A 16,342-nucleotide genomic window follows, 5' to 3' on the forward strand; every position below is an offset into this window, starting at 1 on the left:
ACACGCGCACACCACCGACACAGCCGCCACCCCTGACCGGAAGCACGGGACAAGAAGACCCCATGACCCTGACCGGACTGCTTGACGTCGTCGCCCAGGACGCCGCACTCGCCGAGGCCGTCGAGGCCGCCGCCACCGGCAGCCGCCGGCACCTCGACCTGGTGGGGCCGCCCGCCGCCAGACCCTTCGCCATCGCCGCGCTGGCCCGCTCGCTCGCCGGCAAGGCCGCAGGCGACCGGGGCCGCCCGGTACTCGCCGTCACCGCGACCGGCCGCGAGGCCGAGGACCTGGCCGCCGCCCTCCGCTCGCTGCTGCCGCCCGACGCGGTGGCGGAGTTCCCGGCGTGGGAGACCCTGCCGCACGAACGGCTCTCCCCCCGCTCCGACACCGTCGGCCGCCGCCTCGCCGTGCTGCGCCGGATCGTCCACCCTCAGGACGGCGGCACCCCCCAAGCCCCCGAGGGGCTTGGCGGAGACCCGGCGGCCGGCCCGGTGCAGGTGGTCGTCGCCCCCGTACGCTCCGTGCTCCAACCGCAGGTCAAGGGCCTCGCCGACCTGGAGCCGGTGGCGCTGCGGAGCGGTGAGCAGCACGACCTGGACGAGGTCGCGCACCGCCTGTCCGCCGCCGCGTACCAGCGGGTGGAGCTGGTCGAGAAGCGCGGCGAGTTCGCCGTGCGCGGCGGCATCCTGGACGTCTTCCCGCCCACCGAGGAGCACCCGCTGCGGGTGGAGTTCTGGGGCGACGACATCGAGGAGATCCGCTACTTCAAGGTCGCCGACCAGCGCTCCCTGGAGATCGCCGAGCACGGCCTGTGGGCGCCGCCCTGCCGCGAACTGCTGCTCACCGAGCCGGTCCGGGCCCGCGCCGCCGAACTGGCCGCCGCCCATCCCGAGCTGGCCGAGATCCTGGACCGGATCGCCGAGGGCATCGCGGTGGAGGGCATGGAGTCCCTGGCCCCCGTGCTGGTCGACGACATGGAGCTGCTGATCGACGTACTGCCGCAGGGCAGCGTCGCCGTGGTCTGCGACCCCGAGCGGGTCCGCACCCGGGCCGCCGACCTGGTCGCCACCAGCCAGGAGTTCCTGCACGCCTCCTGGGTGGCCGCCGCCTCCGGCGGTGACCGGCCGATCGACCTGGCACCCATCGACGTCTCCGCCGCCTCCCTCTGGGCGCTGGCCGACATCCGGGAGCACGCGGACGAGATCGGCCTGCCCTGGTGGTCCGTCAGCCCCTTCGCAACCAGCGACTCCGCCGAGACCTTCGAGACCCGGCTGGACTTCGACCCGGACACCCTGACCCTCGGCATGCACGCCGTGGAGGCGTACCGGGGCGACACCGCCCGCGCCATCGCCGACGCCAAGGAGCGGCTCGCCGACGGCTGGCGGGTCGTGATGGTCACCGAGGGCCACGGCCCGGCCAGCCGGATCGCCGAGATGCTCGGCAACGAGGGCATCGCCGCCCGGCTCACCGCCGACCTGGCCACCGCCCCCGAACCGGGCCTGGTCCATGTCTCCTGCGGCTCCATCGAACACGGCCTGGTCGACGAGGCCCTGAAGCTCACCGTGGTCACCGAGACCGACCTCGCCGGGCAGAAGTCCTCCACCAAGGACATGCGGCGGATGCCGTCGCGCCGCCGCAACGCCATCGACCCGCTCGCCCTCCAGGCCGGCGACTATGTCGTCCACGAGCAGCACGGCGTCGGCCGCTATGTCGAGATGGTGCAGCGCACCGTGCAGGGCGCCACTCGCGAGTACCTGGTGCTGGAGTACGCCCCGGCCAAGCGCGGCCTGCCCGGCGACCGGCTCTTCGTCCCCACCGACCAACTGGACCAGGTCACCAAGTACGTCGGCGGCGAGGCGCCCTCGCTGCACCGGATCGGCGGCGCCGACTGGGCCAAGACCAAGTCCCGCGCCAAGAAGGCGGTCAAGGAGATCGCCGCCGACCTGATCAGGCTCTACTCGGCGCGGATGGCCGCCCCCGGCCACACCTTCGGCAACGACACCCCCTGGCAGCGGGAGTTGGAGGACGCCTTCCCGTACGCCGAGACGCCCGACCAGCTCACCACCATCGCCGAGGTCAAGGCCGACATGGAGAAGTCGGTCCCGATGGACCGGCTGATCTGCGGCGACGTCGGCTACGGCAAGACCGAGATCGCGGTGCGGGCCGCCTTCAAGGCGGTGCAGGACGGCAAGCAGGTGGCGGTGCTGGTGCCCACCACGCTTCTGGTCCAGCAGCACTTCTCCACCTTCTCCGAGCGGTACGCCAACTTCCCCGTGGTGGTGAAGGCGCTCTCCCGCTTCCAGACCGACACCGAGGCCAAGGCCGTCCTTGAGGGCCTGCGCGAGGGCTCGGTGGACGTGGTCATCGGCACCCACCGGCTCTTCTCCTCCGAGACCAGGTTCAAGGACCTGGGCCTGGTGATCGTGGACGAGGAGCAGCGCTTCGGCGTGGAGCACAAGGAGCAGCTGAAGAAGCTCCGCGCCAATGTGGACGTGCTCACCATGTCCGCCACCCCGATCCCGCGCACCCTGGAGATGGCGGTCACCGGCATCCGCGAGATGTCCACCATCACCACCCCGCCGGAGGAGCGCCACCCGGTGCTGACCTTCGTCGGCCCGTACGACGACAAGCAGATCGCCGCCGCCGTCCGCCGCGAACTGCTCCGCGAGGGACAGGTCTTCTACATCCACAACCGCGTCGAGTCCATCGACAAGGCCGCCGCCCGCCTCAAGGACCTGGTCCCCGAGGCCCGGGTGGCCACCGCGCATGGGCAGATGGGCGAGAACCACCTGGAGAAGGTGGTGGTCGACTTCTGGGAGAAGGAGTTCGACGTGCTGGTCTCCACCACGATCGTGGAGTCCGGCATCGACATCTCCAATGCCAACACCCTGATCGTGGAGCGCGGCGACACCTTCGGCCTCTCCCAGCTCCACCAGCTGCGCGGCCGGGTCGGCCGTGGCCGCGAGCGCGGCTATGCGTACTTCCTCTACCCGCCGGAGAAGCCGCTCACCGAGACCGCCCACGAGCGGCTGGCCACCATCGCCCAGCACACCGAGATGGGCGCGGGCATGTACGTCGCCATGAAGGACCTGGAGATCCGGGGCGCGGGCAACCTGCTCGGCGGCGAGCAGTCCGGCCATATCGCGGGCGTCGGCTTCGACCTCTATATGCGGATGGTCGGCGAGGCCGTCGCCGAGTTCCGCGACCAGTTGGAGACCGGCGGCGAACCGGAGGAGGAGCCGCTGGAGGTCAAGATCGAGCTGCCCGTGGACGCCCATGTGCCGCACGACTACGCCCCCGGTGAGCGGCTGCGGCTCCAGGCGTACCGCTCCATCGCCGCCGTCAACTCCGAGGACGACATCACCCAGGTCCGGGAGGAACTCACCGACCGCTACGGCAAGTTGCCCGAGCCGGTGGAGAACCTGCTGCTGGTCGCCGGGCTGCGGCTGTTCGCCCGCCGCTGCGGCATCAGCGACATCACCCTCCAGGGCTCCAATGTCCGCTTCGGCCCGGTGGAACTGCGTGAGTCCCAGCAGCTCCGGCTGAACCGCCTCTACCCGCGCAACGTCCTCAAGAGCGCCACCCACCAGCTCCTGGTACCCCGCCCCACCACCGGCCGCATCGGCGGCAAACCCGTCGTCGGCCGCGAACTCCTCGCCTGGTCCCGCGAGTTCCTCACCGCCATCTTCGACGAACTCCCCGCCCCCACCCGCTGACCCTCCCCACCCGCACCTCCCTGGCAGCAGCCCGCCCCTGTGGCGGGCTGCTGCCGGTTGTGCGCCGGTGTGTGATCGCGGGCCGACTCAGCGCGTCCCGGGTGTGAGCTCGGCGCCGGTGAGGTCGGCCTGGCGGAGGCCGGCTGTGGCGGTCGGTGATCTGACCGACGGCGGCGGCTGAGTAGGCTCGGGGGGTGCTCATCGGTCTTGTGGCGGCGCTGGTTGCCGCGGTCTGCTTCGGCGTGGCGACGGTGCTTCAGGCGCTGGGTGCCCGTGCGTCGGATGCCCGTGGTTCGGAGGCCCATGGCGCCGCGTCGGGGGGTGTGGGCGGGACGGTCAGGGCGATGGTGAACCTGCCGTTCGCGGCCGGGCTGGGGCTGGATGGGCTGGGGTTTCTGGCGCAGTTGGTGGCGTTGCGTTCGCTGCCGCTCTATGTGGTGCAGGCGGCGCTGGCCGGGGCGCTGGCGGTGACGGCGGTGACCGGGGCGCTGCTGCTGGGGATGCGGCTGGGCCGGGCCGAGTGGCTGGGCGTGGCCGGGGTGTGCTGCGGGTTGGCGGTGCTGGGGGCGACGGCCGGGGCCGAGGGGCATCGGCAGCCGGGCGGCGGCTTCCACTGGGCGCTGCTGGCGGCTGCGGCTGCGCTGGGGGTGGCCGGTGGCGCGGCCTGGCGGCTGCGCGGGCCGGTCCGGGCGGCGCTGCTGGGGCTGCTGTGCGGGTTCGGGTTCGGGTTGGTGGGGCTGGCCGTACGGGTGCTGCCCGCCGTGGAGCTGCCGCAGGTGGCGCCGCTGCTGCGGGATCCGGCGCTGTACGCCCTGGTCGGCGGCGGGGCGGTGGCGTTCCTCTTCCTCACCGAGGCGGTGCGCGGTGGTTCGGTGACCACGGCCACCGCCGGGATGGTGCTCGGGGAGACCGGTGTCCCGGCCGTGCTGGGGGTGCTGCTGCTGGGCGACGGGACCCGCCATGGCATGGTCCCGCTGGCGGTGGCGGGGTTCGCCGTGGCGGTGGCGGGCGCGCTGGCGCTGGCCCGCTTCGGGGAGGTCGGCGGGGTGGAGCCGTCCCGTTAGCGGGCGTCCCACCGGCCGGTCCGGCCCCCGCCCGTCGGGCCGGTGACTGCGGCAAGGACCGTCCCCGGCCTCCCTTTCGAGGCCGGAATGGCTGCTTTTCGGGTGATCGCGCCGACGCGATCAGGTGAAGGCATGGCCCTGGAGGCGCAACCGTCCCTATCCTGCCTCCCGGCAGCACACGCACCAGCAGTCCCGTCCAGGCGGGGCAGACCACCGGACACCAGGACACACAGCACGCCACCGCCGGGAGGCTTCAGTGATCCGCATCCCCGTCCCCGACCGCACCGCGGCGCCCGTCCGCAGGCGGGCCATCGCCGCCGCCGGGGCGGTGCTGGCCACAGTCGCGCTCACCGCCTGCGGGAACACCGCGCGCCCCGGCTCGGCCGCCGTGGTCGGCGACCACCGGATCACCACCTCCGCCGTGCAGGCGCAGGTGGTGGCGTACCGCGACGCGGTGGCCGAGGAGAGCCAGGGCATCCCCCAGCCGGAGAACGCGGGCCTGGCCCGCAACACCGTGCGCGAGATGATCCTCTCCGACCTGGTCGCGCACGCCCTGACCCAGCAGGGGCTGACCGTCACCCCCGGCGAGATCCAGCAGGCCCGTGCGGCCGACGCCCGCCAGCTCGGCGGGGAGGCCGGGCTGCGACGGGCCCTGCTGGAGCAGAAGGGCGTGGCCCCCAACGCGGCCGACGACTTCTACCGGCGGATCCTGGGCATGCAGAAGCTCGCCCAGCACTCCGGCGAGGACCCCGACACCCAGCAGGGCACCGAGGCGATCCGCAAGGCGCTGATCGAGTCGTCCGGCTCCATCAAGGTGGAGCTCAACCCGCGCTACGGCAGCTGGGACCCGAAGACGATCAGCTTCTCCGAGGGCGGCGACGACTGGCTGCACGCCCCGCGTACAGAACCCTCCTGACCTGCACCGGGGCCGCGCACACCGGGGGACACCACCTGGTGTGCGCGGCCCGGGCACGGGTAGGCGCCGCCCATGCCGATGGAAGCAGCAGTGGTCAGCACGGTGAAGCCGGCCGTCGTCGTGATCATCGTGATCGGGGTCCTGATCGTGGTGGGCCTGGTCGCGGCGTTCATCGCGGGCTACCGCCGCAAGCAGGACGAGCCCCCGCCGCGGGTCTCGCACGCCCCGGGCAGCGACTCCTGGGAGACCCGGGAGCAGCATGAGCAGCACCGGCAGCAGCGGCCCGGGGAGCACACCCCCGGGGAGCACACCGGCGGACAGACCGGCGGACAGACCGGCGGGGACCGGCAGCCGCCCGGCCCGCCGCCGCACTGAGACCCGCCGCCCCGCCGGCGGTAGGTTCATGCCGTGGCATCGATCAGTGAGCACCCCCAGCACCCCCAGCACCCCCAGTCGGCCGAGCCGTCCCAGCACCCCGAGCCGCTGCCGGCCCCGACCGGCCGGCTCGTCCTGCTGACCACCACCCACCGGATCGCCCCCGGGCTGCTCTCCTGGCCGGCCTGGGAGACGCTGCGCGGCGCCGACCTGGTCCTGGTCGGCGACCCCGCCCATCCGCAGCTGCCCGCCGTACGGCAGGCCGGTGTCCGGGTCGAGCCGCAGACCGCCGACACCGTGCCCGCGCTGGCCCGCCGCCTCGCCGAGACCGCCGCCGTACCCGGCCGCACCGTGGTCTGGATCGGCGGCGCCGACGGCGACCCCGGCCTCACCGACGCCCTGGCCCGGCTCGCCGTCGAGGGCGGCCTGGACCCGGCCCCGGAGATCGAACTCCTCCCCGGCTCCTATGACCTGCCCGGCGCCCGGCTGCTCGACCTGGTCGCCGTGATGGACCGGATGCGCTCGCCCGGCGGCTGCCCGTGGGACGCCCAGCAGACCCATGCGTCGCTGGTGAAGTACCTGGTGGAGGAGGCGTTCGAGCTGGTGGAGGCGATCGAGGAGGGCGACCGGGAGTCGCTGCGCGAGGAGCTGGGCGATGTGCTCTTCCAGGTGGCCTTCCACGCCCGCATCGCCGAGGAGCACGCCGAGGAGCCCTTCACCATCGACGATGTGGCCGCCGACCTGGTGGAGAAGCTGATGTACCGGCACCCGCATGTCTTCGGCGACGCGGAGGCCGGCACCCCGGAGCAGGTCGAGGCCAACTGGGAGCTGCTCAAGGCCGCCGAGAAGCAGCGCGGCTCGGCCGTGGACGGCGTCCCGCTGGCGCAGCCCGCCCTCGCCCTGGCGGCCAAGCTGGTCTCCCGCGCCCGCAAGGCCGGACTGGATGTCCCGGCGGGTACCCCCGCGCCGCCGCCCGGCGGTGAGACCCCCGAAACGGCCGAGACGGCCGAGACGACCGAGGCGGCAGTCGGCGAGGCGCTGCTCGGCCTGGCCGCCCGGGCGCAGGCCGAGGGCATCGACCCGGAGGCGGCGCTGCGCGCAGCGGCCCGCCGCTACCGCGATGCCGTACAGGCGGCGGAGCGGCAGTCCTGACGCCCGCCGCTCCCGGCTACACCGCCGACCCGGCGGGCTCCTCCCCGGCGGGCTGCCCGGGCCCGCCGGGCACGTCCGCCTGAGCGATGCCCTGGACGGCCTTGCGCATCCCGGCCAGCCAGGCGTCGCGGTCGGTGGCCCGGCCCTGCTCGTACCGCGCCACCTCCGGGTGCGGCAGGATCAGGAACCGCTCGTCGGCCAGCCCGGCGACGACGGCGTCAGCCACCTCGGCCGGCTCCAGCATCGGGCCGAAGGCGCCGAGTACGGCCGCCACCCCGGGGTCGGTGGTCAGCTTGGTGTGCACGCCCTGCGGGCAGAGCACGCTCACCCCGATGCCGCGCCCGCCATAGGTCACCGCCAGCCACTCGGCGAACGCCACCGCCGCATGCTTGGTGGCGCTGTACGGCGCGTCCCCCGGCATGGTGAGCAGCCCCGCCGCCGAGGCGGTGTTCAGCAGCCAGCCCCGGCCCCGGGCGAGCATCCCGGGGACCACGGCCCTGGCCGCGTACACCTGCGCCATGACATTGACGTCCCAGCACGCCTGCCAGAGCGCGTCGGGGGCGTCGATGCCCTGGGCGGTGCCGACCCCGGCGTTGCTACAGAAGAGGTCGATCGGGCCGAGGTGCTTCTCGGCGGTGTGCACCAGGGTCCGTACATCGCCCTCGTGGGAGACGTCGCTCCCCACGCCGACCGCCCGGCAGCCGTCCCGGTCGAGTTCGCCCGCCAGGTCCTCCACGGCGTCCGCGTCCAGGTCGGCCAGGAGCAGCCCGGCCGCGCCCTCCGCCGCGAAGCGCCGCGCGAGCGCCGCACCGATTCCGCCCGCCGCCCCGGTGACGACCACCACCGCACCGCGTACCCGCATGGACCGCTCCTCCCCGGGGCCGCATTCGCCCTGCGCGGCCCGCTGAATCGCACTGCCCGGGATCGTAGGTCACCGCCACCCAGCGCAACAGGGCATGTCCGCCAAGTGGCCAGCTCGCCGCCCTGGCACGCACAGCTGCCGCGTCGGCGAACCACCCCCGTGCAAACCCGGGGCGAGGGCCGGCCGCCGCCTGGCAGCCGCACGCACCAGGACGCCTCGCTCCCGGGCAGACGTCGGCGGGCGAGGCACTAGGTTGGCCGGTATGCCCGTTCCGCCCGCCCCCGCCCTCTTCACCTTCGAGTTCGCCGCCGATCCCTACCCGGCGTACGCCTGGCTGCGCGAGCACTCCCCGGTGCACCGCACCACCCTTCCCAGCGGCGTGGAGGCATGGCTGGTCACCCGGTACGCGGACGCCCGGCAGGCGCTCGCCGACACCCGGCTCTCCAAGAACCCGGCGCACCACAGCGAGCAGGCGCACCGCAGCGGGCGGGTCGGCATCCCCGGGGAACGCAGTGCCGAGCTGATGACCCACCTCCTCAACATCGACCCTCCCGACCACACCCGGCTGCGCAGGCTGGTCTCCAAGGCGTTTACGCCGCGCAGGGTCGCCGAGTTCGAACCCCGGGTGCAGCAGCTCACCGACCGGCTGATCGACTCCTTCGCCGAGCGGGGCAGCGCCGACCTGATCCATGAGTTCGCCTTCCCGCTGCCCATCTACGCCATCTGCGACCTGCTGGGCGTACCGGCCGAGGACCAGGACGACTTCCGCGACTGGGCCGGGATGATGGTGCGGCACGCCGGGGGCAAGCGCGGTGGGGTGGGCCGCGCGGTGAAGCGGATGCGCACTTATCTGGCCGAGCTGATCCACCGCAAGCGGGCCGAGCTCACCGCCCAGCCGCTGCCCGGCGAGGACCTGATCTCCGGCCTGATCCGGGCCAGCGACCACGGCGAGCACCTCACCGAGAACGAGGCCGCCGCGATGGCCTTCATCCTGCTCTTCGCGGGCTTCGAGACCACCGTCAACCTGATCGGCAACGGCCTCTACGCACTGCTGCGCAACCCCGACCAGCGGGCGCTGCTCCAGGACGCCCTGCGCCGTGGCGACTCCGCTCTGCTCGCCGGCGCGGTGGAGGAACTGCTGCGCTACGACGGCCCGGTGGAGCTGGCCACCTGGCGGTTCGCCACCGCCCCGGTCACCATCGGCGGCACGGAGATCCCGGCCGGGGACCCGGTGCTGGTGGTGCTGGCCGCCGCCGACCGGGACCCGGACCGCTTCGACGGCCCCGACACCCTGGACCTGGCCCGCCGCGACAACCCGCACCTCGGCTTCGGCCATGGCATCCACTACTGCCTGGGCGCCCCGCTGGCCCGGCTGGAGGGCCAGATCGCCCTGGCCACCCTGCTCACCCGCCTGCCTGACCTGGAACTCGCCGCCGACCCCGACGACCTGCGCTGGCGCGGCGGGCTCATCATGCGCGGCCTGCGCGACCTCCCGGTCCGCTTCACCCCCGGTTCGACACGGTCGGGAAGCGACCCGGAGTAGGCATCCGGCGACGGTGAGTCTGCCTTTGTGTGATGTTTGTGATGCCGGGTTGTTATCAGTCAGATCAACTGTCTAGGCTCCGGGCGTCTGCTGTTGCGGACCCCGACGCGTGGGACGCCAAGTCCTGTCCACCGTGCGGCCGGGCCACCGAGACCGACCTTGGGACAGGAGCGGGGGAACCAGGTAAGACGCCGCGCACCGCCCCGTGCACGGCTTGGGGTGAAGCCGCCTCCGCGCGGCCGGGCCACCTCCCGGTCCGAACCCGACAGCTCACCTCGCAGGCGTCGGAGAGGGACCCCTTCATGCTGCTTTCCGGCAACGGCCGCCACCGCCGCCCCCGCCCCAGCCAGACCAAGAAGTTCGTCACCGCCGCAGGCGTGACCGGTGCGGGCATCGCGCTGCCGCTGATGGCCGCCGGCAGCGCGTCCGCCGCCTCCACCGCCACCTGGGACAAGGTCGCCCAGTGCGAGAGCGGCGGCGAGTGGGACATCAACACCGGCAACGGCTTCTACGGCGGGTTGCAGTTCACCCAGAGCACCTGGGCGGCGTACGGCGGCACCGTGTACGCGGACCGGGCGGACCTGGCGAGCAAGAGCGTGCAGATCGAGATAGCCGAGAAGGTGCTGGGCAGTCAGGGGCCGGGCGCCTGGCCGGTCTGCTCGGTGCAGGCCGGGCTGACGGCGGCCGGGTCGGACGCGGGTGCGGGGGCGGACACCGGCGGCAGCACCTCCACCGGCGCGGGCGAGGCGGCCTCGCGCGGCGGTGGCCGCACCGACCTGGACCCTGCGGGCAGCACTTCCCCGGACACCACCCCGACCCAGCAGGAGCAGCTGCCCGAGTTCGAGGGCAAGGACGGCTGGGACTCCCAGGACGACGTCTACTGGTACGAGGAGGACGGCGTCTGGCACTGGACCAGCCACCAGAGCGTGTACGAGCAGCACACCGCCGCCGCCGAGGGCACCACCCCGGCCTCCGCCACCCCCGCCGCGCAGACCACCTCCCGGCCCGCAGCGGCGGACGGCGACCAGGACGGCCGGAGCAGCCGCAGCGGCCAGGGAGGCCGGAGCGAGCTGGGCGGCCAGGGCGACCAGGACGGTTACACCGTCCAGGCCGGCGACACCCTCTCCCAGATCGCCGAGAGCCACCACCTCGGCGGCTGGCACCACCTGTACGAGCAGAACCGTTCCACCGTCGGCGCCGACCCGGACCTGATCCTGCCCGGCCAGCAGCTGGACCTCGGCTGACCGGCCCGGGGTCTGACGGCACCGCAGCCCGCACCTGACAGGGCCCGATACCAGCCGGTAGAGGTGTTCGACCGGCGAGACAGGGCCCGGGCAGCGACGGCCGCGGCCTCCGGTGCGGTTAGGCTCAGGTCGTAACGCATCCATATCCGTCAAAGGAGATGCCACGTGCCGTCCATCGATGTCGTCGTAGCCCGGGAGATCCTCGACTCGCGAGGCAACCCCACGGTCGAGGTCGAGGTCGGCCTCGACGACGGCAGCACCGGTCGTGCGGCGGTGCCGTCGGGCGCCTCCACCGGCGCCTTCGAGGCGCTGGAGCTGCGCGACGGCGACAAGTCCCGCTACGGCGGCAAGGGTGTGGAGAAGGCCGTCCTCGCCGTCATCGAGCAGATCGGCCCGGAGCTGGTCGGCTACGACGCCACCGAGCAGCGGCTGATCGACCAGGCGATGCTGGACCTGGACGCCACCCCGGACAAGTCCTCGCTCGGCGCCAACGCCATCCTCGGCGTCTCCCTCGCCGTGGCGCACGCCGCCTCCGAGGCGTCGGACCTGCCGCTCTTCCGCTACGTCGGCGGCCCCAACGCCCATGTGCTGCCGGTCCCGATGATGAACATCCTGAACGGCGGCTCACACGCCGACTCCAATGTGGACATCCAGGAGTTCATGATCGCTCCGATCGGCGCGGAGTCCTTCTCCGAGGCCGTGCGCTGGGGCGTGGAGGTCTACCACACCCTCAAGGGCGTGCTGAAGGAGCGCGGCCTCTCCACCGGTCTGGGCGACGAGGGCGGCTTCGCGCCGAACCTCGACTCCAACCGCGAGGCCCTGGACCTCATCGTCGAGGCCATCAAGAAGGCCGGGTACACCCCGGGCAAGGACATCGCGCTCGCCCTGGACGTCGCCGCCTCCGAGTTCCACAAGGACGGCGCCTACCAGTACGAGGGCAAGGCGCTCTCCGCCGCCGAGCTCACCGACTACTACGCCGAGCTGGTCGCCGCGTACCCGCTGGTCTCCATCGAGGACCCGCTGAACGAGGAGGACTGGGACGGCTGGAAGACCATCACCGAGCGGCTGGGCGACAAGGTCCAGCTGGTCGGTGACGACCTGTTCGTCACCAACCCGGAGCGCCTGGCCCGAGGCATCGAGTCCGGCACCGCCAACGCGCTGCTGGTGAAGGTCAACCAGATCGGCTCGCTGACCGAGACGCTGGACGCCGTGGAGCTGGCCCAGCGCAACGGCTACCGCTGCATGATGTCGCACCGCTCCGGCGAGACCGAGGACGTTACCATCGCCGACCTGGCCGTCGCCACCAACTGCGGCCAGATCAAGACCGGCGCCCCGGCCCGCTCCGAGCGCGTCGCCAAGTACAACCAGCTGCTGCGCATCGAGGAGATCCTCGACGACGCCGCCGAGTACGCCGGCCGGGGCGCGTTCCCCCGCTACAAGTACGAGGGCTGAGACGCGGCTTTCCCGGTGCCCCGCCGTCCGCCCTCTAGGGTGGGCGGCGGGGCACCCGCGCGACCACGGAGGGGACGGAGCAGATGGCGACACGGAAGACGGCCGCACGGCCGCGCGGATCCGCGACCAGGCCCCGCTCGCGCCCCCGCTTCACCGGCCGGGCCGCCGTGCTCGCGCTGGTGCTCTGTTCGCTGATCGCGGCGCTGGCCTACCCCACCCGGCAGTTCATCGCCCAGCGGGCCGACATCGCCGCCCAGCGGGCCAAGGCCGAGCAGGCCCGGGCCCGGGTCGAGGAGCTGCGCCGGGAGAAGGCCCGCTGGCAGGACCCCGCCTATGTCCGGGCGCAGGCCCGGGCGCGGCTGCACTACGCGATGCCCGGGGAGACCCCGTACATCTCGGTGGACCCCGGCGCCGCGCAGTCCTCCGCCGCCTCCGCCCCCGCCGCCCGAGGCGCGGCCCGGCAGCCCTGGTACGCCGGCGTCTGGGACTCCGTGGACGCCGCCGACCGGGCCGCCCCCGCCGCCCCACCCCGGCCCTGACCGGACCCCGCTCCACCTTCCAGCCTTCCCCACGCACGAGACAGCGCCCCCACATGACTTCTGCCGAACACCCCGCCACCCCGGCCGCCGCCGATGCCGCGCCCGCCGATGCCGCCCCCGCCACCCCGGCCGCCGCCGCCGGTGTCGCCCCCGCCGATATCGCCGCCGTTGCCGAGCAGCTCGGCCGCGTCCCGCGCGGGCTGCGCGCCGTCGCCCACCGGTGCCCCTGCGGCCTGCCCGACGTGGTGGAGACCGCGCCCCGGCTGGAGGACGGCACGCCGTTCCCCACCCTGTACTACCTGACCTGCCCGCGTGCCGCCTCGCTGATCGGCACCCTGGAGGCCGACGGCGTGATGAAGGAGATGACCGCCCGGCTCGGCGAGGACGAGCAGCTCGCCGCCGGCTACCGCGCGGCCCATGAGGACTACCTCGCCCGGCGCGACGCGATCGAGGTGCTGGAGAACTTCCCCAGCGCCGGCGGGATGCCGGACCGGGTGAAGTGCCTGCACGTCCTGGTCGGGCACTCGCTGGCGGCCGGCCGGGGCGTCAACCCGCTGGGCGACGAGGCGCTGGACATGCTGCCCGAGTGGTGGCGCAAGGGCCCCTGCGTCTGCGCCGCCACGGAGGACGGCGAGAAGGAGAAGGACAAGTGACCGCCACCCGCGTCGCCGCCGTCGACTGCGGCACCAACTCCATCCGGCTGCTGGTCGCCGATCTGGACCCGCACACCGGCGAGGTGACCGAGCTGGACCGCCGGATGACCATCGTCCGGCTGGGCCAGGACGTCGACCGCACCGGCCGGCTCGCCCCGGAGGCGCTGGAGCGCACCTTCGCGGCCTGCAAGGAGTACGCCGAGCTGATCCACGGCCATGGCGTCGGCCCCGACCGCACCCGCTTTGTGGCCACCAGCGCCTCGCGGGACGCCGAGAACCGCGATGACTTCGTCCGGGGCGTGGTGGAGATCCTGGGCGTCGAACCCGAGGTGATCAGCGGGGACGAGGAGGCGCGGCTCTCCTTCACCGGCGCCACCCGGGAGCTGGCCGCCGCCGGGCTGCACCTGGAGCAGCCCTATCTGGTGGTCGACATCGGCGGCGGCTCCACCGAGTTCGTGCTGGGCGACGGGGAGGTCCGTGCGGCCCGCTCGGTGGACGTGGGCTGCGTACGGATGACCGAGCGCCACTTCACCACCGCCGATCCCTCCACTGCCGATCCCTCCACTGCCGATCCCTTCAGCGCCGATCCCTTCAGCGCCGAGCAGATCGCGGCGGCCCGGGCCGACATCGAGCGCGCCCTGGACACCGCCGCCGAGGTGGTGCCGCTGGACCAGGCCCGCACCCTGGTCGGGCTGGCCGGGTCGGTCACCACGGTCGCCGCCATCGCGCTGGGCCTGACCGCGTACGACTCCACCCGCATCCACCATGCGCGCATCCCGGTGGCCCAGGTCCGGGAGGTCACCGAACGGCTGCTCGCCGCCACCCATGAGGAGCGCGCCGCCAACCCGGTGATCCACCCGGGGCGGGTGGATGTGATCGGCGCGGGCGCGCTGGTGCTGCTGGCCCTGATGGAGCGGACGGGGGCCGCCGAAGTGGTCGTCAGCGAGCACGACATCCTGGACGGAATCGCCTGGAGCATCGCCGGCTGAGGCCCACACGCCCGGGGCGCCGGACGAACTTCGTGAATTTCTTCACATGGAGTTCCGGCCCTTCCCTGCCGTCTGCCAGACAGGCCGTCCGATATGTGGGACGAAGGTCTCCGGGCGCCCTGGCGTGGGGATCCCAGGCCCAGCCCGCCATCCGCACCTGGAATCGAATGACAGTGCCGGGAACCACCGTCTGCCGGCATCGTCGCCGGGATCGTCGCTGCTCACAAGCGGTGCCCGGTCGGCCCCCGGCGCCGGGCCCGTACGGCCCTTCCACGCGGGCCCGTCGGCCGTTCCGCCCGGCCCGAAGCGAGGGCCGCGAAATATAGCACACCGTGTCCAGGGGTACATGACCGGCCTCGCGAGGGACCCCCCGATCCGTGCTGGATACTTTCGGATATGAGCACCACGGAGCGTCCTCGCATCCTCATCGTCGGCGGTGGATACGTCGGCCTGTATGCCGCGATGCGCATCCTCAAGAAGATGCGCTACGGCGAGGCGACCGTCACGGTCGTCGACCCGCGGTCGTACATGACGTACCTGCCTTTCCTCCCGGAGGCCGCGGGCGGCAACGTTGCCCCCCGCAACCTCGTCGCGCCGCTGCGCCGCGTCCTGAAGAAGGCCGAGGTGCTGACCGGTCATGTCACCCGGGTCGACCACGGCCGCAAGGTCGCGACCATCAGCCCGCTGGCCGGCGACGCGTACGAGCTGCCCTTCGACTACCTGGTGGTGGCGGCCGGATCGGTCTCCCGCACCTTCCCGATCCCCGGTCTGGCCGAGCACGGCATCGGCATGAAGACCGTGGAGGAGGCCATCGGCCTGCGCAACCACGTGATGGCGCAGCTCGACAAGGCCGAGTCGACCACGGACAAGGACGTCCGCCGCCAGGCCCTCACCTTTGTCTTCATCGGCGGCGGCTTCGCCGGGGTGGAGACCATCGCCGAGGTCGAGGACATGGCCCGCGACGCGGCGAAGATCTACAACACCGTCAGCCGCGAGGACATGCGCTTCATCCTCGTCGAGGCGTCCAACCGGATCCTCCCCGAGATGGGCCCGGACCTGGGCGTCTGGACCAAGGAGCGGCTGGAGGAGCGGGGCATCGAGGTCTTCCTGGAGACCTCCATGGAGTCCTGCGTCGACAAGCACGTGGTGCTGAAGAACGGTGTCGAGGCGGACGCCTCCACCATCGTGTGGACCGCCGGCGTCAAGCCCAACCCGGTGCTCGCCGACTTCGGCCTGCCGCTGGGCCCGCGCGGCCACGTGGACACCGCCCCGACCCTCCAGGTCAAGGGCTTCGACTACGTCTGGGCGGCCGGCGACAACGCCCAGGTGCCGGACCTCGCCGCCGGTGAGGGTGCCTGGTGCCCGCCGAACGCGCAGCACGCCGTCCGCCAGGCCATCGCGCTGGGCGACAACGTGATCTCCGGGATGCGCGGCTTCCCGCAGTCCGACTACAAGCACAAGAACCTCGGTGCGGTGGCCGGCCTCGGCCTGCACAAGGGCGTGGCGATCCTCTTCGGCAAGTACAAGCTGAAGGGCCGCCCGGCCTGGTGGTTCCACCGCCTGTACCACGGCAGCCGGGTGCCGACCATGAACCGCAAGGTCCGGGTCTTCACCGACTGGACGCTGGCGATGTTCCTCAAGCGGGAGACCGTGGGCCTGTCCCAGATGGAGAACCCGCGCGAGGCGTTCTACGAGGCCGCCGTCCCGGTGCCCGCCCCCCGCAGCGAGAAGGCACTGGCCGACCGGGTCTCCTGATCCCGCGCTGGTGCGGCATCAGTTCGGAGGCTCTCCGCCCGGCGGCGTTGCCGGACCACGACCTCCGTGGTGCTCAGCCGGC

At 73.0% G+C, this 16,342-nt stretch carries 12 protein-coding genes, 1 pseudogene and 1 riboswitch; of the genes and pseudogenes, 12 read left to right on the top strand and 1 reads right to left on the bottom strand.

Going from position 1 to position 16,342, the window contains the following annotated elements:
* The first annotated feature begins 62 nt into the window (after nucleotides 1-62).
* From mfd to C7M71_RS19000, 5 genes are all read left to right on the top strand, one after another.
* Complete coding sequence (gene mfd / locus C7M71_RS18980; protein WP_111492252.1) at nucleotides 63-3,716, top strand: transcription-repair coupling factor; 3,654 nt, start codon at nucleotides 63-65, stop codon at nucleotides 3,714-3,716.
* Nucleotides 3,717-3,910: 194 nt separating this feature from the next.
* Nucleotides 3,911-4,780, top strand: a complete 870-nt coding sequence (locus C7M71_RS18985) for a hypothetical protein (RefSeq protein ID WP_175607707.1) — start codon at nucleotides 3,911-3,913, stop codon at nucleotides 4,778-4,780.
* Between the two features lie 256 nt (nucleotides 4,781-5,036).
* The gene (locus C7M71_RS18990) at nucleotides 5,037-5,696 is read left to right on the top strand and encodes a SurA N-terminal domain-containing protein (protein WP_162824301.1); all 660 of its coding nucleotides are present in this window, start codon (nucleotides 5,037-5,039) and stop codon (nucleotides 5,694-5,696) included.
* A 72-nt stretch (nucleotides 5,697-5,768) separates the two neighbouring features.
* Nucleotides 5,769-6,071 (top strand): DUF6479 family protein, encoded by a 303-nt coding sequence (locus tag C7M71_RS18995; protein WP_162824302.1) that lies wholly within the window; start codon nucleotides 5,769-5,771, stop codon nucleotides 6,069-6,071.
* A 108-nt stretch (nucleotides 6,072-6,179) separates the two neighbouring features.
* Complete coding sequence (locus C7M71_RS19000) at nucleotides 6,180-7,223, top strand: MazG family protein (RefSeq protein ID WP_111492254.1); 1,044 nt, start codon at nucleotides 6,180-6,182, stop codon at nucleotides 7,221-7,223.
* A gap of 16 nt (nucleotides 7,224-7,239) precedes the next feature.
* On the opposite strand, the gene C7M71_RS19005 is transcribed toward C7M71_RS19000, so the two are convergent.
* Nucleotides 7,240-8,085 (bottom strand): SDR family NAD(P)-dependent oxidoreductase, encoded by an 846-nt coding sequence (locus tag C7M71_RS19005; protein ID WP_111492249.1) that lies wholly within the window; start codon nucleotides 8,083-8,085, stop codon nucleotides 7,240-7,242.
* Between the two features lie 262 nt (nucleotides 8,086-8,347).
* Here C7M71_RS19005 and C7M71_RS19010 point away from each other — a divergent pair, with 262 nt between their 5' ends.
* The 7 genes and pseudogenes from C7M71_RS19010 to C7M71_RS19040 all read left to right on the top strand — a co-directional run bounded on the left by C7M71_RS19010 (nucleotide 8,348) and on the right by C7M71_RS19040 (nucleotide 16,260).
* The gene (locus tag C7M71_RS19010; protein ID WP_111492248.1) at nucleotides 8,348-9,628 is read left to right on the top strand and encodes a cytochrome P450 family protein; all 1,281 of its coding nucleotides are present in this window, start codon (nucleotides 8,348-8,350) and stop codon (nucleotides 9,626-9,628) included.
* A 145-nt stretch (nucleotides 9,629-9,773) separates the two neighbouring features.
* A riboswitch (cyclic di-AMP (ydaO/yuaA leader) is annotated at nucleotides 9,774-9,923 on the top strand.
* Between the two features lie 7 nt (nucleotides 9,924-9,930).
* Complete coding sequence (locus C7M71_RS32945) at nucleotides 9,931-10,872, top strand: transglycosylase family protein (RefSeq protein WP_111492247.1); 942 nt, start codon at nucleotides 9,931-9,933, stop codon at nucleotides 10,870-10,872.
* A 165-nt stretch (nucleotides 10,873-11,037) separates the two neighbouring features.
* Nucleotides 11,038-12,324 carry a phosphopyruvate hydratase gene (eno, locus tag C7M71_RS19020; RefSeq protein WP_111492246.1) on the top strand — a complete coding sequence of 429 codons (1,287 nt, stop codon included), beginning with the start codon at nucleotides 11,038-11,040 and terminating at the stop codon, nucleotides 12,322-12,324.
* Between the two features lie 83 nt (nucleotides 12,325-12,407).
* Nucleotides 12,408-12,863 (top strand): FtsB family cell division protein, encoded by a 456-nt coding sequence (locus tag C7M71_RS19025; protein WP_111492245.1) that lies wholly within the window; start codon nucleotides 12,408-12,410, stop codon nucleotides 12,861-12,863.
* Between the two features lie 108 nt (nucleotides 12,864-12,971).
* Nucleotides 12,972-13,516, top strand: a pseudogene (locus C7M71_RS19030) (DUF501 domain-containing protein).
* A complete protein-coding gene (locus C7M71_RS19035; protein WP_114914438.1) occupies nucleotides 13,513-14,505 on the top strand; it encodes a Ppx/GppA phosphatase family protein in 993 nt (330 codons plus the stop codon). Before C7M71_RS19030 ends, C7M71_RS19035 begins: the two are co-directional and overlap by 4 nt.
* Nucleotides 14,506-14,901: 396 nt before the next feature.
* Nucleotides 14,902-16,260 carry an NAD(P)/FAD-dependent oxidoreductase gene (locus tag C7M71_RS19040; RefSeq protein ID WP_111490522.1) on the top strand — a complete coding sequence of 453 codons (1,359 nt, stop codon included), beginning with the start codon at nucleotides 14,902-14,904 and terminating at the stop codon, nucleotides 16,258-16,260.
* The last annotated feature ends 82 nt before the right edge of the window (nucleotides 16,261-16,342 follow it).

The sequence above is a fragment of the Peterkaempfera bronchialis genome, from assembly GCF_003258605.2.
Classification (GTDB): domain Bacteria; phylum Actinomycetota; class Actinomycetes; order Streptomycetales; family Streptomycetaceae; genus Peterkaempfera; species Peterkaempfera bronchialis.